Below are 21348 nucleotides of genomic sequence, written 5' to 3'. Positions count from 1 at the left end.
TACTGCCTCAACCGGCCAGCCGTTGAGCATTGGGAACATGGACACTGCCTGAGAAAAGCCTGCGCGCGGTTCTGACCACCGACGCCCTTACGATGCTGGCATTGTGACCTACGTAAGACAGGCCGACTTCGATGGCGCCACTGGGGTGTTCGATCTTCACGGTGGTCAAACGCTTCTCATGGCGCTGGCCGAGCATGCGTTCCAGCACTGTGCCGTCGGTGACACAGGCGGTCGCCAAGCCGATCGAACCGGTGATGGCCAGCGCCGTGTGGCAATTGTGCGGCATGAAGTAGCGCACCTGCAGCGTACCGCCGGCCTGAGCCGGGGCAACCAGTACAGGCTTGGGAATGACTTTGTCGGTGACGTCACCCAACCCCATCAGTTGCCCGGCGCGCAGGCGAAGGGTTTCCAGTCTGTGCAGGAAGTCCTTGTCGGCGTCGAGTTCTGCCGGGCTTTCGCTGCCGGTCTTGCCCAGCTGAGCCGCTTCGACCAGCATCATCGGCATGGCCATGTCGATGCAGGTGACGGGCACGTCGCCCAACCAGTCCACCGTGGCGCCGGTGGGAAACAGCTTGCCGGTCTTGCTGCCGGCGGCATCCAGAAAGGTCAGCCCCACCGGGGCGGCCGTACCGGGTACGCCGTCGATCGCGGTATCGCCTTCGTAGGTGACCTTGCCGTCGGGCGTGCACACATCGGCGCAGATGAACGTGCCGGTATTGAGGTTGCGGATGCGCACCTGAGTCACCCCCGACTGTGCCTGGACAAGGCCCTGATCGATGGCGAACGGGCCGACTGCGCAGAGCATGTTGCCGCAGTTGGGCGCGGTGTCCACGCGTCGTTGCGAAACCATCACCTGGACGAACAGGTAGTCCACGTCCGCGTCCGGGTGATCGGAGCGAGAGACGATGGCCACCTTGCTGGTCTGTGGGCTGCCGCCGCCAATGCCATCGATCTCCAGCTCGTGCCCGGAGCCCATCGCGTCCAGCAGCATCTCGTCGCGCTCTTCGGATCTGACCGGTAAATCGGACGCCAGAAACACTGGCCCTTTGGAGGTCCCGCCACGCATCAGTACGCAAGGAATCAGTTGCATAAGTCACGACTCTGGTAATCAATGGACGTCATTGATGTATTGGAGTGAAGATTTACACAGCTTGATTTGGTAGATCCAATGCAAAGATCGTAGTGATTATTCCATCAAACAGAATAATCACCTGTCGCTCCGATCCAGTATTTGAGGAAAGAAATTCATGCAATATGAGCTGGTCGATATACGATCGTTCGTGAAAATCGCCGAAGTTGGCAGTTTTCACGAGGCTGCGGATCACCTGCACATTTCGCAGCCGGCACTCACCCGGCGTATCAAGAAGCTGGAAGAGGGGCTGGGTACGGCCTTGCTCGATCGCACGACACGACGGGTCAGCCTGACCAGCGTCGGTCGCGATTTCCTGCCCAAGGCGCGACGCCTGCTCGACGATTTCGAAGACTCCATTCTCAACATCAAGGAGCTGGCGGAACGGCAGGTGGGTCAGGTGACTCTGGCGTGCATTCCTACGGCGGCGTTCTATTTCCTGCCGTCGGTCATTCGTATCTACAACCAGCAATATCCGCAGATTCGCATCAGGCTTCTGGACCTGAGTGCCAACGAGGGGCTGGAGGCCGTTCTGCGCGGCGAAGCGGATTTCGGTATCAACATGATGAGCGGCCAGCATCCGGACATCGAGTTCCATGCCCTGGTCAAGGAGCCGTTCGTGCTGGCCTGCCGGCGCGACCATGAACTGGCGAGCCGCAAGTCGGTGAAGTGGACCGAGCTGGCCGGCCATCAACTGATCGGGGTGGGAAGGCTGAGCGGCAATCGCATGCTGCTCGACAACGCCCTGGCAGGGCTGCCCTGGCGATTGAAATGGTTCTACGAGGTGCAGCACCTGTCCACGTCACTGGGGCTGGTCGAGGCCGGGCTGGGTATTTCGGTGATGCCCAGCCTGGCCATGCCGGCCGGGGAGCATCCCACCCTGGTGAGCGTACCGCTGATCGAACCTGTCGTGGACCGAACCCTGGGCCTGGTCACGCGACGGGGCAGCTCGCTCTCGCCCGCTGCCGAGAAGTTCGTTGCGATCTTGCTGGAGCAGTGGCCGCAATAAACACCTCGGCATGGGCAGCCCCGACAGAGCTAGAACTGGTACTTCACCAACAAACTCGCGGTGTCTTGGTCGGTAGTGAAAGAGCCGTCATCCTTGATGCCGTACTTGTCGGACCAATAGTCATATTCGACGCCGACGTACAAGTGCTTAGCTTCATAGCCCAGGCTTTTACCCAAGTCATACTTGATCTGCGGGTTGAAGTGCAGGTTGGCGTGGTAATCCGCCTGGCCATTGCCATGGCCGCTCTTGTTGTTCACCACCCAGTCGATGAAACCGTCGATCAACAGGTTCGAGTTGCCCAGCGGCAGGGTATAGGACCAGGCCGGGGTGATCTGCCAGGCACCGGAAGGCACGCGGTTGCCGTCGGGTTTGCGGTAGTAGAAATTCAACTGGAAATAGTCGAAGCCGGGAATGGCCAGATCGAAGCCCGGACCTATCAGGTAGGCGTCTACGTCGTCATCGCCGAACTCGTAGGTGGTGGCCAGCAGTATGTCTTTCACCGGCCCGAACGACAGGTCCTGGCCCAGCAGCTTGCCGGCGCTGAAGCGCGGGCTGAACTCGCCATACAAACTGTAATTGCCGTTGCCGGACCGGGCGCCGTTGTACCAACTGTTATCGACGAAGGCGAACAGATCGCCCCACGTCCATGCGCTGGCATGTTCCAGCGTGATGGTTTGCTGGATGGCCGGATCGACATTGTAATTTTTGCCGTACAGATACGACACACTTTCGCCATGCCACAACAATGGTCCTTGCGCATGTGCGGCACCTGCCCCCAGCAGACCCAACATGCACAGTGATGCTCCCCAAGCGTTCTTCATGTTTTACCCATCAATCAATGTTTTATTTGGAGCGCACCGGTATTCGTCCGACAAATGTCCAGGACCGGGCGCCGTATTGATGGGCAGACCACGCAGTTCGATAGCTGAACCTGCACAACGCGCAGGGGTGTAGCGCAATGGCGTCTTGAAAACCGAAACCGGTTGTACGACGCTTCTTGTTCAATCGCGGTCAATCGCGAACGGTCCCCAGGCCTGGCGCACGGGGACCATTTCCAGGCGGTTGATATTGATGTGGGCGGGCAGTGTGGCGACGTGGAAAATCTGCTCGGCGATATCGTCTGCCGTCAGTGGGGTCGTGCCTTGATACACCTGGCCTGCAGCCTGCTCGTCGCCCTGGGTGCGCACCAGGGTGAATTCGGTTTCGGCGATACCGGGGGCCACGTCGGTGACGCGTACGCCCGTGCTCAGCAAATCGCAGCGCAGGTTATAGGAAAACTGTTTGACGAAGGCCTTGCTCGCGCCATACACGTGACTGCCGGGATAGGGGCATGCACCGGCGATCGAGCCGATGTTGATGATGCTCGCGCCGGCGCCGGTTTCCAGCAGCGCCGGCAGGACCGCGTGGGTAACGTTGACCAGGCCGGTGACGTTGGTGTCGATCATGGTGTGCCAGTCGTCGAGGCTGGCCTGCTGCGCCGGCACGGGTGCCAGGGCCAGGCCGGCATTGTTGATCAGTGCCGTCACGCCCTGGAAAGCCTCGGGCAAGCCGGCGACCACTGCGGCGACGGCCGCGGCATCGCGCACATCCATGGCGGCGACATGCACGGGCACGCGCGCACCCAGTTCATCCTGCAGGGCATGCAAGCGCTCCAGGCGCCGCCCGGTGAGAATCAACGACCAGCCCGCCCGCGCAAAACGACGGGCCGTTGCCCGGCCGAAACCGGACGTTGCGCCGGTGATGAAAACAGTACCGCTCATGTGGAAACCTCGATAGCTCAAAAATCGGTCAACGGCGCTCTTCGCGAACGTAGGGTTCGCCCAATGCACCAGGCTGGCTGGCGCCTGCGCGCTTGCTGGCAGCGACCCAGATCATCACTGCCAGGGTCACGGCATAGGGGGTCATCAGCATGAAATATTGCGGCAGTTGCACCCCGGCGGCGGCCAGTTGCGGGATCAACGCCTCGATGCCGCCGAACAGCAGGGCACCAGCAAAGGCGCGCCAGGGCGACCAGCGGGCGAAAATCACCAGCGCGATGGCGATCCAGCCACGGCCACCGGTCATGTCGGCGATCCACATCTTGGTGCTGAGCACGGCGATGAAGCCGCCCGCCAGGCCCATCAATGCGCTGCCGGCCAGAATTGCCGCCAGTCGATAGCGCAGCACCGGCAGACCCGCGGCATCGGCGGCCTGGGGGTTTTCGCCAACGGCGCGCAGCTTGAGTCCTGTGCGCGTTCGGTTGAGAAACCAGACCACCGCGACAAAGATCAGCACGGTGAGGAACACCATCGGGTTCTGTCTGAACAGGCCGCCGACCACCGGTAGCTCGCTCAATGGCCAGAGCTCCGCGGCCTGCAAACCGCTGACCGGACGATTGGTCCAGCCCAGCAAGGTGCCGAGCAACCCGGTCAGGCCCTGGCAGAAAAATACCAGGGCCAGGCCGGCGATGACCTGGTTGATGCGCAGTACCAGCACCATCAGCGCGAACAGCAACGAGACCGCGCTGGCCGCCGCCATGGCCGCCGCCATGGCCGCCAACATCGACAGCCCCGGCAGGCCAAGGGCCAGTTGCATGCCGATGCCTGCGAGGGCGCCGACCAGCATCATGCCTTCGGCGCCCAGGGCCAGCACGCCTGCGCGTTCGATGATGATCAGGCCCAGCGCGGCCAGGGCGAAAGGCACGGCGAATTCGGGAACGCTGCTCAGCCAGTAAGTCACCAGATCCATCACTGTTCTCCTGCCTGGATGCGCCGCAAACGGTGGCGTATGAAGAAGTCCGACGAGGCCACGCAGATCACCAGGATGGCCTGGATCAACTGCACCATCGAAAAGGGGATCTGGTAGAACACCTGCAGGTTGCGCCCGGCGACGAACAGCATCGCCACCACGAGCGCGACCACGGCGGCCGCGAACGGGTTGTTGCGGGCCAGAAACGCGATGAGGATTCCGGAGAAGCCATAGCCCTGATAGAACGACTGGGTCAGCCGACCTTCCTGACCCGCGCTGACGATGAAGCCTGCCACCCCGGCCAGAGCGCCGGAGAGCAACACGGTGCTGAGGATCATCCGCCGTACGGGGACGCCGACCGCGCTGGCAACCTTTGGGTTGGCATCGACGAAGCGCAGGTACAGTCCGGCGCGCGATACGCTGATGAACCACACAGCCAAGGCCATGATGACCAGGGCGATGACGATCGCCACGTTGTAGCCGGCGAACAGGTCCGGCAGGCGTTCGAACGGCTGGAAGGCCGGTGAGTAGGGGAAGTTGTCCCGGGGGTCTTTCCAACTGCCGTAGAGCAGGTGCAGCAGAAAGTTGGCGGCGATGTAGTTGAGCATCAGGGTCGAGATCACTTCGTTGACCTTCAGGCGCAACTTCAGCAGAACCGGGGCCAGGGTCCAGAGCATCGCGCAGGCGATGGCCGATGCCATCATCAAGGGCAGGCGCAACGCTTCGGGGCCGATCTGGAAGATCGAGACGGCCGCGGCGCCAATGCCACCCCAGATCATCTGGCCTTCCAGGCCCAGGTTCCAGAAGCGCGCGCGAAACGCCAGACAACCGGCCATGCCGACCAGGATCATCGGCGCCGCCTGAAACAGCACGGCCTTGAAGTTGCCGGCATCGAGCAGCGTCTGCCCGACGAACTCTTCCAGCAGTTGATCGGCCGGCACGCCCGCTGCCACCAGAATGGCTGTGCTCAAGGCCAGGCCGACGATCACCGCGAGGCCGATCACCAGGGCCTGGCCGCTCCAGCCCATCTGCTGGCGCAGCTCCAGCGTGTAGCGTCTGCCGAGCAGGGGTTGGCGTGGCGTCTTGGCCAAGGGTTGGGAGAGTTCAGTCATGGCTTACCATCGCTTTACCAATGGCCTGGCGGTCTGCCGGGCAGTCGAATTCGGCGACGATGCGGCCGCCATTCATCACACCGATGCGATCGGCCAAGGCCATGACCTCGTCAAGGTCTTCGCTGATCACCAGCACGGCGGCCCCGGCGTCACGCGCGGCGCGCAGGCGTGCGTGCACCGCCTGGCTCGCGCGCACGTCCAGGCCACGGCTGGGGCTATGCACCAGGATCAGCCGCGGATCACGGCTGAACTCGCGTGCGATCACCAGCTTCTGGGCATTGCCGCCCGAGAGCAGCGCCGCTTTCTGCTGCAGCGAGCGAACACCCTGCACATCGAAATCGGCCACGGCCTGGGCGGCATCTTCCAGCAGGCGTTGGCCGCGCAAGCGCAGGAAGGAGCCGTAGCGCCCATCGTGCAGTTGGCCGATGGCGAAGTTTTCCGCTACCGAGAGCGAGCCGGCCAGCGCGGCGCCGTATCGATCGGCAGGGATGGCAGCGATGCGCAGGGCCCGACGTTGTGCGGCGCTGGCGTTGCGCAGGTCGCCGAAGGGCTGCAGATGGATATCCCCTTCGGTAGGTTGTTCAAGGCCCATCAGGGCATTGGCCAACTCGCCCTGGCCGTTGCCACCGACGCCGGCAATGCCGTAGATCTGCCCGGCGCAGAGCGTCAGGTCGACGCCCCGCAGCGCGCCGGTGCCGGCCACGCTGGTGAGGTTCCTGACCCGCAGCAACGGCTCGCCAGGCGTTGCCGGCAATACCGCGCCGTGGGGCGCCGACTCGCCCACCGTCAGGCGCACCAGTTCTTCGATGCTGACGCCCTGCGGGTCCAGGGTTTTTATCGTGCGGCCGCCGCGCATGACCGTGACCCGGTCGGCATAGCGTTTCACATCGGCCATTTTGTGCGTGACCAGCACCACGGCGGCGCCCTGGCGGGCAAAGGACTGCACGGTGCTCAGCAAGCGCTCTGCTTCCTGGTCGGTGAGCACGGCGGTCGGTTCATCGAGAATCAGGATGCGCGCCCCGGCCAGCAGCACCTTGAGGATTTCCACGCGCTGTTGCTCGGCCACCGACAGGGTCTCTACCACCTGGCGCGGATCGAGGACGAAACCCAGCTCCTCGGCTTTGCTGGCGATGGTCTGCTCAAGCGCTGCAAGGCGCTTGCGATAGCTGCCTTCGCCCGGTTGCTCGGGCAGGGCCAGCAGGATGTTCTGCGCCACGGTGAAGGGGCGCACCAGTTTGAAGTGCTGGTGAACCATGCCGATGCGGTGCCGGCTGGCATCCTTCGGGCTGTTCAGTCGCACGCTGTTATCGTCGATCAGCACGCTGCCGGTTTCCGGTGCGTACAGGCCTGCGGCAATGTTCATCAAGGACGACTTGCCGGCGCCGTTCTCGCCGAGCAGGGCATGCACCTCGCCCCAGCGTGCGCTGAAGTCGGCTTCGCTGAGCGCCTTGAAACCGTCGAACGATTTGCTGATACCGGTGAGTTGAAGCGCGTTGGCGTGGCTCATTTCTGGGTCATCACGCCTTTGACGAACCAGTCCATTTTCCACAGGTCCGGATCGCTCATGACTTGGTCTGCAGCAAGCCGCTGCTGGCCATCGCGGTCGGCCATGGGGCCTTTGTAGAGGGTTTTCGTGCCTGCCAGCAGTTCAGCCCGGGCCGCTTCGATTTTCGCCCGATTCTCGGGGCTGATCGCGGCGTCCTTGGTCAGGCTGATATCGGTGCCGCCCTGCTGCATCGACAGCAACGCGCCGTTGGCTTCGGGTACCCAGTTGCCCGCCATGATTTTCTTGATTTCAGGCGTCAGGAAGCGATCCCACACCCACATCGACGAGCACACCGTGGCTTTGGGCGCGAACTCGCTCAGGTCCCGATGATGACCGGTGCCATGAATACCGCGCTCTTGCGCCACGATCTGCGGAGTAGGGCTGTCGACATGCTGGCCGATCACGTCGATGCCGTTGTCGATCAGCGCCATGGTCGCGGCGCGCTCTTTCACCGGGTCGTTCCACGCGCCGGTGTAGATGACGGTGACCGTGGCAGCGGGATTGATTTGCTGAGCGCCCAGTTCGTACGCGTTGATGGTCCAGTTGACCTGGCCGAAGGGGTTGGCGGCAACGAAGCCCAGCTTGCCTGATTTTGACGCTGCCCCAGCCGCCATGCCGCACAGGTACTGGCTTTCGTAGGTGCGGCCGTAGAAGGATTCGAGATTGGCGGCGTTGGTGGTGCCCGAACCATTGAGGAAGGCTACCTCTGGGTACTTCTTCGCCAGCGCCAGGAAGGTGTCGGAGTAACCGAATGCGGTGCCGATGATGATGTTGGCGCCGCGAGCGATCAGGCGGTCGACCACCGGGGTGACCGCCGCAGCGTTTTCGGGGACGCTTTCAACGTACTGGATTTTCTGATCCAGGCTTTTTTCCAGCTTGATGCGGGCTTCGTCGAAGGCCTGGGTCCAGCCACCGTCGTTGCGCGGGCTGATGTAGACCATGGCGATCTTGGCCGGGCCCTTGAGGGTGAGGCCCTCGGCGTACGCCGCACTCCCTGTCCCGTAGGCCGAAGCGGCGAGCAACATTCCTGGCAGCAGTGTCTTGAGCATGAGGCGCCTTCCTGAAATATGAGCGTGGGGCAGCAGGGCGCTGCCATGGCCAGAAATCTGCCCTTGGCCGCCCGAAGCTCGGAAGCAGCATCCGTGCCATATCAGAAAAACGCTTGTTTAACAGGTGCTTGAGTTATTCATCCAGCTTGATTCAGAGCAGTTGGTCCGAAGTAGAGCACTTGGTTTGTGCGCCCGGCACGATTACGGGGCGCTCAGTTCGCTCTCGGTCGCACGCCATCGAGTATCAACCCGCGCAACCCCACCAGGACCTCTTCGAAGAACACCGGATCGTGCAGGGTCTTGCCGGTCACGGCCTCCACCTGGGTGCGGAAGTCGGCGTAATGCTGGGTGGTCGCCCACAGCGAAAAGATGAAGTGGTGCGGGTTGACCGGCGCCAGTTGGCCCGTTGCGATCCAGTGCTCGATCACCGCGACCTTGGTGTCGACGGTTTCGCGCAAGGGCTGCTGCAGTTCACTGAGCATCAGGGGCGCACCCTGCATGATCTCCATGCAGAACAGACGTGATTCCGCTGCGTGGTCCCGGGACAGTTCGAGCTTGGCTTTTATATAGGCACCGATGGCCTCTACCGGGTTCTTGTCGGCAGTGAAGTACTGCAGTGGGCTCAGCCAGACCTCCAGCAACTGCCTGAGCACGCTCAGGTAAAGGTCGTCCTTGCTGGAAAAGTAGTACAGCAGATTGGTCTTGGACACATCGGCCCGGGTGGCCACCTGATCGAGACTGCTGCCGTGCAGGCCATAGCGCGAGAACACATCCAGTGCGGCGCCCAGTATGGCGGTGCGCTTGCTTTCCATCAGTTGCAGCCGGCGCTTGAGTGCCGCGGCGCTGGGCTCTCGGGTCGCCTTGACCACAGGCTTGGGCTTGACGTTGCGCGCGCGCTTGGCACGGGGCTCGTTGACGGGTGGCTGTTCTTTCACGCGACTGGAACCTGCAGCTGGATGTAGACGGCCATGATAACGGGCGAATGTCTGCCGACGATACAGGCAGGGGAGCGTCGTGCATCGTTTTGCACCGGCAGCCGGAAAATCGCACAAACCAAGTGCTCTACTTCGGACCACTTGGTCCACAAGATTGCCAGTTTTATGCATAAGTTAATGAAATATATAGCTTAATAAAACATGGCCCGATCCCTGCTAAGTACCCTTTCATGCGCAACCTGTCCGGTGCGCAACGTTCATCACTCAGAGAGGGACCCACATGGATATCGGTGTTTTCACTCCCATTGGCAACAACGGCTGGCTGATTTCCGAAAACGCGCCGCAGTACTTGCCCACCTTCGAATTGAACAAGCAGATCGTGCAGAAGGCCGAGCACTATGGCTTCGACTTTGCGCTGTCGATGATCAAACTGCGCGGCTTCGGCGGCAAGACCGAGTTCTGGGAACACAACATGGAGTCGTTCACGCTGATGGCGGGCCTGGCTGCCGTGACCAGCAAGATCCAGTTGTTCGCCACCGTCGCCACCTTGACCATTCCGCCGGCCATCACCGCACGCATGGCGGCAACCATCGACTCGATTTCCAATGGCCGCTTCGGCGTCAATCTGGTCACCGGCTGGCAGAAGCCGGAGTACGAGCAGATGGGCCTGTGGCCCGGTGACGAGTTCTTCGGCACCCGTTACCAGTACCTGGGCGAATACGCGCAGGTACTGCGCGACCTGTGGAGTACCGGGCGCAGCGACTTCAAGGGTGAGCACTTCACCATGCAGGACTGCCGCGTCAGCCCGCGTCCGCAGGCCGACATGAAACTGATCTGCGCCGGCCAGAGCGAAGCCGGCATGGCCTTCTCGGCGCAATACGCCGACTACAATTTCTGCTTCGGCAAAGGCGTGAATACCCCGACCGCGTTCGCCCCCACTGCCCAGGCGCTGGTCGAGGCCAACAAGAAGACCGGGCGCCATGTGACCTCCTGCGTGCTGTTCATGATCATCGCCGCCGACAGCGACGAGGCGGCCCGCGCGCGCTGGGAGCACATCAAGGCCGGCGCCGACCAGGAGGCCATTGCCTGGCTGGGCGAGAAGGGCTCGGCAGACAAAAGTGCCAGCTCCAACCTGCGGCAGATGGCCGACCCCACGTCGGCGGTCAATATCAACATGGGCACCCTGGTCGGCTCGTGGGCCAATGTGGCGCGCATGCTCGACGAAGTCGCCAGCGTGCCGGGCACCCAGGGCGTGATGCTGACGTTCGATGATTTCGTGCAAGGCATCGAAGACTTCGGCCGCAAGATCCAGCCGCTGATGAGCAGCCGCCGCCACGTGATGCCCACGTTGGAGGCGGTGTGATGAATACGCCCGTGAACGTTTCCGGCGTGTCCCTGCCGCTGGACCCGCACCCCGCCCGTGAACTGCCTGCACGCCCCGAAGCGCTGCGCATGAAAGCCAGTGAAACCGCGCTGGTGGTGGTCGACATGCAGAACGCCTACGCCACACTCGGTGGCTACTTGGACCTGGCCGGTTTCGATGTGTCGAGCACGGGGCCGGTGATCGCCGCCATTCAGCGATCCATTTCGGCAGCCCGCGCCGCTGGCATCCCGGTGATTTTCTTCCAGAACGGCTGGGACCCTGCCTACGTCGAGGCCGGCGGCCCCGGCTCGCCCAACTGGCACAAGTCCAATGCGCTGAAAACCATGCGCAAGCGCCCCGAGCTGCAAGGCCAGCTGCTGGCCAAGGGCGGTTGGGACTATGCCCTGGTCGACGAACTCAAGCCGCAGCCGGGCGACATCGTGGTTGCGAAGACCCGTTACAGCGGCTTCTTCAACTCCACGTTCGACAGCACCCTGCGCGCGCGCGGCATCCGCAACCTGGTGTTCACCGGTATTGCCACCAACGTGTGCGTCGAGTCGACCCTGCGCGACGGCTTCCATCTGGAGTATTTCGGTGTGGTGCTGGCCGATGCCACCCATCAGGCGGGCCCCGCATTCGCTCAGCAAGCCGCGTTGTTCAACATCGAAACCTTCTTTGGCTGGGTCTCCAGCGTCGATGACTTCTGCACCACCTTCGCCCCTGTCGGGCAACCTTCTTGAGGACGCACAGATGACCAAGCAATCGATTATCCCTGCAGGCACCGGCAAGCCCCTGGCTCCGTTCGTTCCGGGTTCGCTGGCCGATGGCGTGCTGTACGTCTCGGGCACCCTGCCGTTCGACAAGGACAACAACGTGGTGCACGTCGGTGACGCGGCAGCGCAGACCCGTCACGTGCTGGAAACCATCAAGGGCGTGGTGGAAACCGCTGGCGGTACCTTGGATGACGTGACCTTCAACATGATCATGATCCGCGACTGGGCCGACTACCCCAAGGTCAACGAGGTGTACGCCGAGTACTTCGCCGGCGAGAAGCCTGCGCGCTATTGCATCCAGTGCGGTCTGGTCAAACCCGACGCGCTGATCGAAATCGCCAGCATCGCTCACGTCGGCTGACGCTCAACCCGGAGGTTTCCATGCATCACTCCATTCAAGGTCGGAAGGACGCCAGCGCGCCTACTTTGCTGCTGAGTTCAGGTCTCGGCGGCTCGGGCGGATTCTGGGCCGGTGACCTGGCGGTGCTCGGCGAGCATTTTCGCGTCGTGACCTACGATCACGCCGGCACCGGGCGCAGCCCTGCGCAACTGCCCGATGGCTACCGCATCGCGCACATGGCCGAAGAACTGCTGGCACTGCTCGATGAGCTCGACATCGAGCGATGCCATTTCATGGGCCATGCCCTGGGCGGCCTGGTTGGGCTGGAACTGGCAGCGATGTGCCCGGAGCGGTTGAGCAGCCTGGTGCTGATCAACGCCTGGAGCAGCCCCAATCCACACAGCGCCCGTTGTTTTGCGGTACGCAAGAACCTGCTGCGCCACTGCGGCGCAGAGGCTTATGTGCAAGCGCAGCCGTTGTTCCTGTATCCCGCCGACTGGATCGCCAGCAACGGCGTCCGTCTGGCCGAAGACGAGGCCCATGCTCTGGCCCACTTTCCCAGCCATGACAACCTGCTGCGGCGGATCAACGCGCTGGAAACCTTCGACATCGAATCGCGGCTGCAGGGCATTCATACGCCCACGCTGCTGATCGCCAACAGGGACGACATGCTGGTGCCGTGGCAGCGTTCCCGGCACCTGGCCGATCAGTTGCCCAACGCCACGCTGGTGGTACTCGAATACGGCGGGCACGCGTCAAGCGTCAGCGACCCGCAACCCTTCCATCATGCTGTGCTGGATTACTTTCAAGGACTTTCACTATGACCGTGCCTCATTCGCTTCCCGTCGAGCGTCAAGCCTTCCGTGACGCCATGGCCGGCCTGGCCGCCGCCGTGAACGTCATCACCACCGACGGCCCCCATGGGCGCGCGGGCTTCACTGCCACGGCGGTGTGCAGCGTGACCGACCAGCCGCCGACGCTGCTGGTGTGCATCAATCGCAATGCCTCGGTGTACGAGTCGTTCACGGGCAACGGCACGGTGTGTGTCAATACGTTGGGCAATGGCCAGCAAGCGCTGTCCAACGCCTTTGGCGGCAAGACGCCCCAGGCGCAGCGCTTCGAGGGTGGCTGCTGGAGCCAAGGCGTCACCGGTGCGCCGATACTGGAAGGTGCCAAGCTGTCTTTCGACTGCAAGATCACCAGCAGTACCAGCGTCGGTACCCACGACATTCTGGTGTGCGAAGTACTGGATATTCGCCAGCAAAACGAAGCCGATGTGCTGGTCTACTTCGCTCGGCGTTACCACGAGCTGGCCGGCACCCAGGCCAGCGCCTGAACGCAGTGCTCAGTCAGCCTTGCTCATCAACATGAACAGGCGAAACAACACGACGCTGGGCAGCAGCTGCAGGAAGCTGTTGACGCTGTCCACCAGCAGCCGCACCAGCGTGGGCTGGGTGTCGGTCCAGGCCATGGCGCTCAGGCCGTCGAGCAGCCACAGCGGGATCATGATTGCCAGCAGGGTGAACAGAATCGGCCAGAACTTGCCCTTGGTCATGTCGAAGCTTTCGCGCATGGCCTGCAAAGGGGTGATGTTGCGCAGCACCAGCAGGTATTCCGAGAACGACAGCTTGATCATCAGGTACAGGCCCGGCAGCACGAACAGCCACATGCCGAACATGATCAGCAGTGTGCTGAGGGCAGCCATCAGGGCGAAGCGTGGCCACAGGTGCAAGGCCTTGCCCAGCAGGTGTCGGCCCTGCGGCTCGTAGCCGTCGGTGCGGGCATCGAGAAACAGGATCAGCGCCGCGGTGTACAGCGGGTAGAACAGCAGGCCCACCGCCACGTCGTACATGACGGTGGCGTCGGGGCCACTGGCGCGCGCCACCAGTTCGCGCGCCAGGGCCTCGCAGACCACCAGCGGCAGGCACAGGCGCAGGATCGCCCACAGGTTGATGCGGAAAAAATAGAGCGAGTCGCGCAATACGATCAGCGGGTTCATGGGGCCGGGTCACAGGTCAAAAAGCAGGCCGACACTTTAGCCGATGGTGGCGCTTTTCAACACCCGGCCCGCAGGCTGCGAACGGCGGCAACGGGGGAGGGTGAACAAAGTTTAATCACGGCCGGTCATTGAAAGGCGGGGCGCGAGCCCCATCATTGCAGCAGAACCGACGCACTGTGCGCCGGCTGTACCCATTTTGTGGGCAATCGAGCGAGGTCGCCATGAACACTGATGAACAAAGCTTGATCGACGGTCTGTTTACCCGCCTTCAGCAGGCCGAAAAGGAAGGCAGTGCGCGCGATGCGCAAGCCGACGAGCGCATTAAGGGACACGTCGCCGCCCAGCCGGCCGCGCCTTATTACATGGCGCAGGCAATCCTGGTCCAGGAAGCGGCGATCAAGCGTCTGAGCGAGCAGAACCAGCAGCTGCAGACCGAATTGCAACAGGCGCGCAGCCAATCGGCAGCACCGGCACAGCAGGGCGGTGGTGGTTTCCTGTCGAGCATTTTCGGCGGTGGCACTCGCGATGCGCAGCAGCCCGCGCGGGCGGTGCAGCCGCAGGGTAATGGCTGGCGCGAGCCGGCTCGCCAGGCGCCGGCGTACCAGCCGCCGCCACAGCAGAACTACGCCGCCCCAGGTGCTCAGGCGCCGGCCGCAGGCGGCGGTTTCATGCGCGGCGCCCTGCAGACGGCCGCAGGTGTGGCCGGCGGTGTGATGCTGGCGCAGGGCATCAGCAGTCTGTTTCACCATGACAACCCGCAGGAGATCGTCGAGGTGATCAAGGAAGAGCCCGCCCAGGCCAGCGACGGCGGTGGCTGGAACGAAAGCGGCGATGCCCAGCAGGTCAGCAATGACAGCTGGAATGAGCAGGGTGGTTTGGCGGATGCCGGGTATGACAGCGGCGATGACGGCGGCTTCATGTCCGAGGATGATGATTTCGTGTAAAGGCTGAGGGCCTCTTCGCGGGCAGAGCCCCGCTCCCACAGGGTACCGCGCGGCTGGTGAGACAGGCTTCTTCGCGGGCAGAGCCCGCTCCCACAGAGTTATGCCGGCCTTTGTGGGAGCGGGGCGGGCGGCGAGCCCTCTGCCCGCGAAGAGGCCGGCACAGGCACCCCCATCCTTGCCCCAACACTGGCATACTGGCTATCCAGAAGCTCAGGCGCCCAGCGCGACGAGGAAGTGCGGTGAAGAAGATCGCGGTGTTCGCCGATGTACAGAACCTTTACTACACCGTGCGCCAGGCCTACGGCTGCCATTTCAACTATGCCGCGCTGTGGGCCGACATCGGCCAGCGTGGGCAGATCGTCGAAGCCTATGCCTACGCCATCGACCGTGGCGACAGCAAGCAGCAGCAGTTTCAGCAGATCCTGCGCAACCTCGGCTTCACGGTCAAACTCAAGCCCTACATCCAGCGCAGCGATGGCTCGGCCAAGGGCGACTGGGATGTGGGCATCACCATCGATATCATGGACGCCGCCGATCATGTCGACGAAATCGTGCTCGCCTCGGGCGACGGCGACTTCGACCTGCTGCTCGATCGCATCATCGGCAAGCATGGCGTCGAGGCCGTCGCCTATGGGGTGCCGGGCCTGACCGCCAACTCACTGATCCGCGCCGCCACCCGCTACGTGCCCATCGAAGGTGCGTTGCTGCTGAAGAACTGAGGTTTCACCGCTTTGGAACGCATTGCTGTCATCGACTTCGAAACCACTGGCATCTCGCCGAACATGGGCTGCCGCGCCACGGAAATCGCCGTGGTCATGCTCGAGCGCGGCGAAATCGTCGGGCGCTACCAGAGCCTGATGAACGCGGGCCTGCCCGTGCCTGGTTTCGTTGCCAGCCTCACCGGCATCACCACGGCCATGGTGCGCAAGGCGCCGCCGGCCGCCGAGGTCATGGCCGAAGTGGCCGAGTTCGTCGGCAGCACCCCGTTGCTGGCGCACAATGCCTCCTTCGATCAGAAGTTCTGGGACCACGAGCTGAGCCTGCTGCGTCGCGAGCGGGTGCAGAGCTTTGCCTGCTCGATGCTGATGGCCAGGCGGCTGTTCCCCGGCGCGCCGAACCACAAGCTGGGCACCTTGACCCAGTGGGCGAAACTGCCGCACACCGGCCAGGCTCACCGGGCCATGGCCGATGCCGAGATGGCCGCGAACCTGGCCCAGCACCTGGCGCGCGAGTTGCGTGAACGGCATGGGCTGGCCGAGGTGTCCCACGGGCTGTTCTGCAAGCTGCAGAAAGTGCCGATGGCGAAGATGCGCGAGGTGTTGCAGAAGCATCGGATGGGGTAGTGCTGCGGGGGCCTCTTAGCGGGTAGATGGGAACGCCGCCCGCGCCGCTCCCATCAGGAAATAATAAAAACACACCATGGATGACCTTTGAAATGCCTGCCAAGTCCCGCTTTCCCCTGCTGCTCATCGGCGCTTTTCTGGCCCTGTACTTCGTCTGGGGCTCGACCTACCTGTTCATCCGCATCGGCGTCGAGTCCTGGCCACCGTTGCTGATGGCCGGAGTGCGCTTTGTCATCGCCGGAACCCTTCTCTACACCTTCCTGCGCCTGCGCGGCGCGCCCAACCCCAGCTGGCCGCAATGGCGCGCGGCCGGGTGTGTGGGCATTCTGCTGCTCAGTTGCGGCAACGGCGGGGTGACGGTCGCCGAACACGCGGGCGTGTCGTCCGGGGTAGCGGCGCTGGCCGTGGCCACCGTGCCACTGTTCACCTTGTTCTTCGGTCTGTTTCGCGGCCAGCGCAATACTCGTCTGGAGTGGGCCGGCATCGTTCTCGGGCTGATCGGCATCGGTCTGCTCAACCTGGGTTCCAACCTGCAGGCCAGCCCGCTGGGCGCCGCCTTGCTGATTTTCGCCGCAGCCGCCTGGGCCTTTGGCTCGGTGTGGAGCCGCAGCCTGCCATTGCCCCAGGGCGCCATGGCGGCTGCGGCGGAAATGCTCATCGGCGGCGCGGTGCTACTGCTCGGCAGCCTGATTTCCGGCGAGCGCCTGCAGCAATGGCCGACCGCCGCTGGCTGGGGCGCGCTGGCCTACCTGGTGTTCTTCGGTTCGATCGTGGCCTTCAGTGCCTATATGTACCTGCTCAAGCACGTGCGCCCGGCGGCCGCCACCAGTTATGCCTACGTCAACCCGGCAGTGGCCGTGCTGCTGGGCATTCTCTTCGCCGGCGAGCACATCGGCGTCGAGGAATGCGTGGCGATGGCGGTGATCATCGGCGCGGTGGTGTTGATCGGGGTGCCGCAATGGCGCAAGGCGAAAGCGCTGCCGACAGGGTAAACTGCCGGCCATTGCGAAACATCTTCTGACGGTAGACCCATGACATTCGCCACCCTTGGCCTGATCGAACCCCTGCAGCGCGCCCTTGAAACGCTTGGCTACCAGACGCCGACTCCGGTGCAGGCCCAAGCCATTCCCGCGGTACTGGCCGGCCGCGACCTGATGGCCGCCGCCCAGACCGGCACCGGCAAGACCGCCGGTTTCGCCCTGCCATTGCTGCAGTTGCTGGCCATGGAAGGGCCCAAGGTGGCGAGCAATTCGGTGCGCGCGCTGGTGCTGTGCCCCACGCGCGAGCTGGCCGAGCAGGTTCACGCCAATATCGTCGAGTACGGCGAGCACTTGCCGTTGAGCACCTATGCCGTGTACGGCGGAGTCAGCATCAATCCGCAGATGATGAAGCTGCGCAAGGGCGTCGATCTGCTGGTGGCGACGCCTGGACGCCTGCTCGATCTGTATCGGCAGAACGCGGTCAAGTTTTCCCAGCTGCAGACCCTGGTGCTGGATGAAGCGGACCGCATGCTCGACCTGGGCTTTTCCGAGGAACTGCGCGACATCTATGCGGCCTTGCCGAAGAAGCGTCAGACCTTACTGTTCTCGGCGACTTTTTCCGATGCCATTCGCTTGCTTGCCGGGCAGATGCTCAACGACCCGCTGAGCATCGAAGTCAGCCCGCGCAACGTGGCGGCCAGCTCGGTGCAGCAGTGGATCGTGCCGGTGGACAAGAAGCGCAAGGCCGAACTGTTCTGCCATCTGCTGAAAAAACAGCGCTGGAAGCAGGTGCTGGTGTTCGCCAAGACCCGCAACGGCGTCGACGCGCTGGTCGAGAAGCTGCAGGGGCTGGGCATCAACGCCGACGGCATCCACGGCGACAAGCCCCAGGCCACGCGCCAGCGTGCGCTGGATCGCTTCAAGGCCTCGGAGGTGCAGATCCTGGTGGCCACCGATGTCGCTGCGCGCGGCCTGGACATCGAAGACCTGCCGTTGGTGGTCAACTTCGACCTGCCCATCGTCGCTGAGGACTACATTCACCGCATCGGTCGCACCGGCCGGGCCGGGGCCACGGGCGAGGCGATCTCGCTGGTCTGCGCGGATGAGGTGCAGTTGCTGTCGGCCATCGAAACACTCACCCGGCAGACGCTGAAGCGCGTCGACGAGCCTGACTTCGTGCCCGACCACCGCGTGCCGGACACCGATGCCAGTGGCCAAGTGGTGAAGAAACCGAAAAAGCCGAAGAAGCCCAAGGTCAGTGGCAGCAAGAAGAACCTGGGCAAGTGGGTCGACAGCGGCGATTCACCGGTGGATGCGCTGCCGGTGGTCAAGCCGGTGCGCAAGGTGCCGGTGTTCAATACCGGGCCGCGCAAGCGTAAGCCTTGAGGTGTGTGGGGGCCTTTAGGGTCTCTGCCCGCGAAGAGGGCTCGCCGCCCGCCCCGCTCCCACAGGATCAAGCGCAACCCTGTGGGAGCGGGTCTCTGCCCGCGAATAGGCCCTAAAGGCAAACATCACCCCCGAGCCAGCCACTCCAGCACGCCATCCGCCGCGCGCCGCCCGCTGGCGAAACAGGCTGTCAGCAGATAGCCCCCGGTAGGCGCCTCCCAGTCCAGCATCTCGCCGGCACAGAACGTGCCTGGCACGGCGCCGAGCATCAGGCGCTTGTCCAGCCCTCGCAAGTCCACACCGCCCGCTGTGCTGATGGCCTCGTCCAGTGGGCGCGCGCGCACCAGCGTCAGCGGCAGGGCCTTGATTGCCAAGGCCAGTGCATCGAGATCGGTGAAGGTCTGCGCGTCGGACAATTCCCGCAGAAGCCCGGCCTTCACACCTTCCAGACCCAGTTGCCCCTGCAGATGGCGCGCCATGGACTTCGAGCCGCGTGGCTTGTGCAAGATGCTCCGGACTTTATCCACAGGGTGATCCGGCAGCAGGTCGAGGTGCAGGTTGGCGCTGCCGGCGTGGTTGATCGCCTCGCGAATCCGCGCTGACAGCGCGTAGACCAGACTGCCTTCGACACCTGTCTGGGTCAGCACGAACTCACCCTTGCGCGCGGGCTCGCCTGCCAACCCCAGGGCAACGTTCTTCAGCGGTGCGCCGGCGAACTTCTCCCGCAGCAGCGCGCTCCAGCCAGGCACTTCGAAGCCGCAGTTGGACGGTTGCAGCGGCTTGATCGGTACACCGCGATCATGCAACCACGGCACCCAGGCGCCGTCGGAGCCCAGCCGCGCCCAGCTAGCGCCACCCAATGCCAACACCGTGGCATCCGCACGTATGGCCAATTCGCCTTGTGGATTGGCAATGCGCAAGCTGCCGTCGGCGTTCCATCCCAGCCAGCGATGCCGGGTGTGGATAACCACCCCAGCCTCGCGCAGACGCTTGAGCCAGGCACGCAGCAGCGGTGCGGCTTTCATGTCGGTAGGGAACACCCGTCCGGAGGTGCCGACGAAGGTCTGGATGCCCAGGCCGTGAATCCATTCGCGCAGCCGTAGCCCATCGAAGGGCTCCAGCCACTCCCGAACGTCCTGCGCACGTTCCGCATAGCGAGACACGAAGGCAGGGTAGGGCTCGGAATGGGTGATGTTCATGCCACCAACGCCAGCCAGGAGGAATTTGCGGCCCACCGACGGCATGCCGTCGTAGACCTCGACGGTCACGCCGGCCAGGCTCAGCACTTCGGCGGCCATCAGGCCTGCCGGGCCGCCGCCGATCACGGCAACGCGAGGGGAAGAAGAGGGCATGGAAACGGATCGACAGGGGAAAGAACGAGAATTCTACACGGCTCGTTCCGGTCCTGTATCCACAGGCGACGTTGATCAATATTTGATCGGCTTACTGAAAGCCCCGCAGCGCGTGGCCTGCAGCCTGTTTTGCGCAGGTTATCCACATGCGGTTGCACAGCGGATGTGGGTAACTGCTGTGGCGTGTGCAAAACCGCTCACCGCTTTTGATCAAAAAATGATCACATCCCCCAAGCCCCCGGCTGTGCGTGACGTCAGCCGCTTATGCGCAGATTATCCACAGGCGGTTGCACAGCCACTGTGCGTAACTTATCCACCGCCGCAGCACTGTGCATAACTCATACGGTCAGGAAAAACACCATCAACAAAGGGCCGATCAAGGTCAGCAGAAAACCGCTGACCAGGGCCACTGGGAGCAATTCGGCCGGGCACTTCTGCTTGACGATCGGCAAGGTCGAGTCCAGCGACGTGGCACCGCCCGCAGCGATGCACTGCAAAGGGCGTCGGGCACCCAGGGCATAAAGCAAACCAATGGCGAGGATCTCGCGGAACAGATCGGTCAGCAGGGCCATGGCGCCGAAGGCTTCACCGGCATGGTGGCCGACCAGCACGCCGGACAAGGTAAACCAGCCGAAGCCACTGGACAGTGCCATGGCAATGGCCAGCGGCTGGCCGGTGGCCCAGGCCGCGAGCAGGCCGCCCAGCAATGAACCGATCACCACCATGGCGGGAATCTTCAGCGTGCGCAGCGAGTACCACGACGGGTCGGGCCGGACCCCGTAGAGGTCCAGCCCGACCAGCACGATCAGTACATAGAGGAAGTAGCTGGTCGAAGGCCAGGCGAAGCCCGAGCCGTCGGCAGCGCCCCACAGGTGATACATGCCGACGCCCAGTGCCAGCGCCAGCAGGGCGATCAGACACTCCTTGAGCGGTGGGACAATGGCCGCCAGCCCTTGGCGGGCCGACGCTGGGCGAGCCACGGCAGCGGTGGTGCCCCACGACAGCAACAACCACGGCACGGCGGTAGTGAGCAGGGCGAAGACCAGCGCGGTGAACGCCGATTCGCGCGCCGAGTTCAGGGCGCCCAAGACGTTGCCGAATTCGTAGCCGATGGAAAACAGCAGCAGCCAGATGAACGGGGTGATCAGCTTCACCAGGCGCTGGCGCAGGGCAGGGCTGATGAAGATTGCCAGCAGCCAGCCACCGGCCAGCGCCAGCAGGATGGGCAGGAGTGAAGCGACGATCGAAAGCATTGTTGCAGGCCTTGTGCAAAATCCATGGAGTGTTGCGCGTGACGAAGGCCGGCATTATTTCAGATGCGCAGTGCGTATGGCTGGGCTTTTTCCAGTTGGCGGCACCCG

22 protein-coding genes are annotated in these 21348 nt (G+C 63.4%); 11 read left to right on the top strand and 11 right to left on the bottom strand.

The features are described from left to right. Window positions 1–7: 7 nt before the first annotated feature. Window positions 8–1090: a 4-oxalomesaconate tautomerase gene (locus IFT98_RS11420; protein ID WP_192048719.1), complete on the bottom strand. Its 1083-nt coding sequence runs from the start codon at window positions 1088–1090 to the stop codon at window positions 8–10. Window positions 1091–1247: 157 nt separating this feature from the next. Between IFT98_RS11420 and IFT98_RS11415 the strand changes: the two genes are divergently transcribed. Next, window positions 1248–2138 carry a LysR family transcriptional regulator gene (locus tag IFT98_RS11415; protein ID WP_122795441.1) on the top strand — a complete coding sequence of 297 codons (891 nt, stop codon included), beginning with the start codon at window positions 1248–1250 and terminating at the stop codon, window positions 2136–2138. Between the two features lie 29 nt (window positions 2139–2167). Here the strand turns inward: IFT98_RS11415 and IFT98_RS11410 are convergent, their stop codons facing one another. From IFT98_RS11410 to rutR, 7 genes are all read right to left on the bottom strand, one after another. Then, window positions 2168–2959 carry an outer membrane protein OmpK gene (locus IFT98_RS11410; RefSeq protein WP_197976634.1) on the bottom strand — a complete coding sequence of 264 codons (792 nt, stop codon included), beginning with the start codon at window positions 2957–2959 and terminating at the stop codon, window positions 2168–2170. A gap of 180 nt (window positions 2960–3139) precedes the next feature. Next, window positions 3140–3898, bottom strand: coding sequence for an SDR family NAD(P)-dependent oxidoreductase (locus tag IFT98_RS11405; RefSeq protein ID WP_192048715.1), 759 nt, complete (start codon window positions 3896–3898; stop codon window positions 3140–3142). A 28-nt stretch (window positions 3899–3926) separates the two neighbouring features. Beyond that, complete coding sequence (locus IFT98_RS11400; RefSeq protein WP_192048713.1) at window positions 3927–4865, bottom strand: ABC transporter permease; 939 nt, start codon at window positions 4863–4865, stop codon at window positions 3927–3929. Beyond that, a complete protein-coding gene (locus IFT98_RS11395; RefSeq protein ID WP_192048711.1) occupies window positions 4865–5977 on the bottom strand; it encodes an ABC transporter permease in 1113 nt (370 codons plus the stop codon). Before IFT98_RS11395 ends, IFT98_RS11400 begins: the two co-directional genes overlap by 1 nt. Further along, window positions 5970–7484: an ABC transporter ATP-binding protein gene (locus tag IFT98_RS11390; RefSeq protein WP_192048709.1), complete on the bottom strand. Its 1515-nt coding sequence runs from the start codon at window positions 7482–7484 to the stop codon at window positions 5970–5972. Before IFT98_RS11390 ends, IFT98_RS11395 begins: the two co-directional genes overlap by 8 nt. Further along, window positions 7481–8572 carry a BMP family ABC transporter substrate-binding protein gene (locus tag IFT98_RS11385; RefSeq protein ID WP_122795435.1) on the bottom strand — a complete coding sequence of 364 codons (1092 nt, stop codon included), beginning with the start codon at window positions 8570–8572 and terminating at the stop codon, window positions 7481–7483. The genes IFT98_RS11390 and IFT98_RS11385 overlap by 4 nt, the downstream gene beginning before the upstream one ends. A 212-nt stretch (window positions 8573–8784) precedes the next feature. Continuing rightward, window positions 8785–9507: an HTH-type transcriptional regulator RutR gene (rutR, locus tag IFT98_RS11380; RefSeq protein ID WP_192048706.1), complete on the bottom strand. Its 723-nt coding sequence runs from the start codon at window positions 9505–9507 to the stop codon at window positions 8785–8787. A gap of 280 nt (window positions 9508–9787) precedes the next feature. Between rutR and rutA the strand changes: the two genes are divergently transcribed. The 5 genes from rutA to rutF are packed head-to-tail and all read left to right on the top strand — an operon-like array spanning window position 9788 to window position 13319. Then, window positions 9788–10870 (top strand): pyrimidine utilization protein A, encoded by a 1083-nt coding sequence (rutA, locus tag IFT98_RS11375; protein WP_192048704.1) that lies wholly within the window; start codon window positions 9788–9790, stop codon window positions 10868–10870. Continuing rightward, window positions 10870–11610, top strand: coding sequence for a pyrimidine utilization protein B (gene rutB / locus IFT98_RS11370; RefSeq protein ID WP_185795166.1), 741 nt, complete (start codon window positions 10870–10872; stop codon window positions 11608–11610). The genes rutA and rutB overlap by 1 nt, the downstream gene beginning before the upstream one ends. Before the next feature lie 10 nt (window positions 11611–11620). Continuing rightward, window positions 11621–12004: a pyrimidine utilization protein C gene (rutC, locus tag IFT98_RS11365; protein WP_122475450.1), complete on the top strand. Its 384-nt coding sequence runs from the start codon at window positions 11621–11623 to the stop codon at window positions 12002–12004. A gap of 20 nt (window positions 12005–12024) precedes the next feature. After that, complete coding sequence (rutD, locus tag IFT98_RS11360; RefSeq protein WP_192048702.1) at window positions 12025–12807, top strand: pyrimidine utilization protein D; 783 nt, start codon at window positions 12025–12027, stop codon at window positions 12805–12807. After that, window positions 12804–13319, top strand: a complete 516-nt coding sequence (gene rutF, locus IFT98_RS11355; protein WP_192048700.1) for an NADH-dependent FMN reductase RutF — start codon at window positions 12804–12806, stop codon at window positions 13317–13319. The genes rutD and rutF overlap by 4 nt, the downstream gene beginning before the upstream one ends. Window positions 13320–13328: 9 nt before the next feature. Here the strand turns inward: rutF and IFT98_RS11350 are convergent, their stop codons facing one another. Next, window positions 13329–13982, bottom strand: a complete 654-nt coding sequence (locus tag IFT98_RS11350) for a YciC family protein (RefSeq protein WP_192048698.1) — start codon at window positions 13980–13982, stop codon at window positions 13329–13331. Window positions 13983–14203: 221 nt separating this feature from the next. On the opposite strand from IFT98_RS11350, the gene IFT98_RS11345 reads away from it, so the two are divergent. The 5 genes from IFT98_RS11345 to IFT98_RS11325 all read left to right on the top strand — a co-directional run bounded on the left by IFT98_RS11345 (window position 14204) and on the right by IFT98_RS11325 (window position 18635). Beyond that, window positions 14204–14926 carry a DUF2076 domain-containing protein gene (locus tag IFT98_RS11345; RefSeq protein ID WP_192048696.1) on the top strand — a complete coding sequence of 241 codons (723 nt, stop codon included), beginning with the start codon at window positions 14204–14206 and terminating at the stop codon, window positions 14924–14926. 239 nt (window positions 14927–15165) lie between these two features. Further along, on the top strand, window positions 15166–15645 hold the full coding sequence (locus tag IFT98_RS11340) for a LabA-like NYN domain-containing protein (RefSeq protein ID WP_043192734.1): 480 nt from the start codon (window positions 15166–15168) through the stop codon (window positions 15643–15645). Window positions 15646–15657: 12 nt separating this feature from the next. Then, the gene (locus tag IFT98_RS11335; RefSeq protein ID WP_192048694.1) at window positions 15658–16269 is read left to right on the top strand and encodes a 3'-5' exonuclease; all 612 of its coding nucleotides are present in this window, start codon (window positions 15658–15660) and stop codon (window positions 16267–16269) included. A gap of 92 nt (window positions 16270–16361) precedes the next feature. Then, a complete protein-coding gene (yedA, locus tag IFT98_RS11330; RefSeq protein WP_192048692.1) occupies window positions 16362–17261 on the top strand; it encodes a drug/metabolite exporter YedA in 900 nt (299 codons plus the stop codon). A 39-nt stretch (window positions 17262–17300) separates the two neighbouring features. Beyond that, complete coding sequence (locus tag IFT98_RS11325) at window positions 17301–18635, top strand: DEAD/DEAH box helicase (RefSeq protein ID WP_192048690.1); 1335 nt, start codon at window positions 17301–17303, stop codon at window positions 18633–18635. A gap of 125 nt (window positions 18636–18760) precedes the next feature. Here IFT98_RS11325 and IFT98_RS11320 read toward each other — a convergent pair whose 3' ends face one another. Together IFT98_RS11320 and IFT98_RS11315 are read right to left on the bottom strand one after the other, a co-directional pair. Continuing rightward, window positions 18761–19987, bottom strand: a complete 1227-nt coding sequence (locus IFT98_RS11320; RefSeq protein WP_192048688.1) for a TIGR03862 family flavoprotein — start codon at window positions 19985–19987, stop codon at window positions 18761–18763. A 338-nt stretch (window positions 19988–20325) separates the two neighbouring features. Beyond that, the gene (locus IFT98_RS11315) at window positions 20326–21240 is read right to left on the bottom strand and encodes a lysine exporter LysO family protein (RefSeq protein WP_192048686.1); all 915 of its coding nucleotides are present in this window, start codon (window positions 21238–21240) and stop codon (window positions 20326–20328) included. Window positions 21241–21348 lie beyond the last annotated feature (108 nt).

The organism is Pseudomonas sp. CFBP 8770 (genome assembly GCF_014841705.1).
In the GTDB taxonomy this organism is placed as follows: domain Bacteria; phylum Pseudomonadota; class Gammaproteobacteria; order Pseudomonadales; family Pseudomonadaceae; genus Aquipseudomonas.
Note: the sequence above shows the minus strand (reverse complement) of the source record. Positions and strands in the feature narration are given on the sequence as shown.

Bases quoted from the DNA above. Each gene is read 5' to 3' on its own strand.
- IFT98_RS11315 (WP_192048686.1), bottom strand. From the start codon at position 21,240: ATGCTTTCGATCGTCGCTTCACTCCTGCCCATCCTGCTGGCGCTGGCC.
- rutB (WP_185795166.1), top strand. From the start codon at position 10,870: ATGAATACGCCCGTGAACGTTTCCGGCGTGTCCCTGCCGCTGGACCCG.
- yedA (WP_192048692.1), top strand. From the start codon at position 16,362: ATGCCTGCCAAGTCCCGCTTTCCCCTGCTGCTCATCGGCGCTTTTCTG.
- IFT98_RS11345 (WP_192048696.1), top strand. From the start codon at position 14,204: ATGAACACTGATGAACAAAGCTTGATCGACGGTCTGTTTACCCGCCTT.
- IFT98_RS11390 (WP_192048709.1), bottom strand. From the start codon at position 7,484: ATGAGCCACGCCAACGCGCTTCAACTCACCGGTATCAGCAAATCGTTC.
- IFT98_RS11350 (WP_192048698.1), bottom strand. From the start codon at position 13,982: ATGAACCCGCTGATCGTATTGCGCGACTCGCTCTATTTTTTCCGCATC.
- IFT98_RS11420 (WP_192048719.1), bottom strand. From the start codon at position 1,090: ATGCAACTGATTCCTTGCGTACTGATGCGTGGCGGGACCTCCAAAGGG.
- IFT98_RS11400 (WP_192048713.1), bottom strand. From the start codon at position 4,865: ATGGATCTGGTGACTTACTGGCTGAGCAGCGTTCCCGAATTCGCCGTG.
- IFT98_RS11320 (WP_192048688.1), bottom strand. From the start codon at position 19,987: ATGCCCTCTTCTTCCCCTCGCGTTGCCGTGATCGGCGGCGGCCCGGCA.
- rutD (WP_192048702.1), top strand. From the start codon at position 12,025: ATGCATCACTCCATTCAAGGTCGGAAGGACGCCAGCGCGCCTACTTTG.
- IFT98_RS11415 (WP_122795441.1), top strand. From the start codon at position 1,248: ATGCAATATGAGCTGGTCGATATACGATCGTTCGTGAAAATCGCCGAA.
- IFT98_RS11395 (WP_192048711.1), bottom strand. From the start codon at position 5,977: ATGACTGAACTCTCCCAACCCTTGGCCAAGACGCCACGCCAACCCCTG.
- IFT98_RS11385 (WP_122795435.1), bottom strand. From the start codon at position 8,572: ATGCTCAAGACACTGCTGCCAGGAATGTTGCTCGCCGCTTCGGCCTAC.
- IFT98_RS11410 (WP_197976634.1), bottom strand. From the start codon at position 2,959: ATGAAGAACGCTTGGGGAGCATCACTGTGCATGTTGGGTCTGCTGGGG.
- rutC (WP_122475450.1), top strand. From the start codon at position 11,621: ATGACCAAGCAATCGATTATCCCTGCAGGCACCGGCAAGCCCCTGGCT.
- IFT98_RS11405 (WP_192048715.1), bottom strand. From the start codon at position 3,898: ATGAGCGGTACTGTTTTCATCACCGGCGCAACGTCCGGTTTCGGCCGG.
- rutF (WP_192048700.1), top strand. From the start codon at position 12,804: ATGACCGTGCCTCATTCGCTTCCCGTCGAGCGTCAAGCCTTCCGTGAC.
- rutA (WP_192048704.1), top strand. From the start codon at position 9,788: ATGGATATCGGTGTTTTCACTCCCATTGGCAACAACGGCTGGCTGATT.
- IFT98_RS11325 (WP_192048690.1), top strand. From the start codon at position 17,301: ATGACATTCGCCACCCTTGGCCTGATCGAACCCCTGCAGCGCGCCCTT.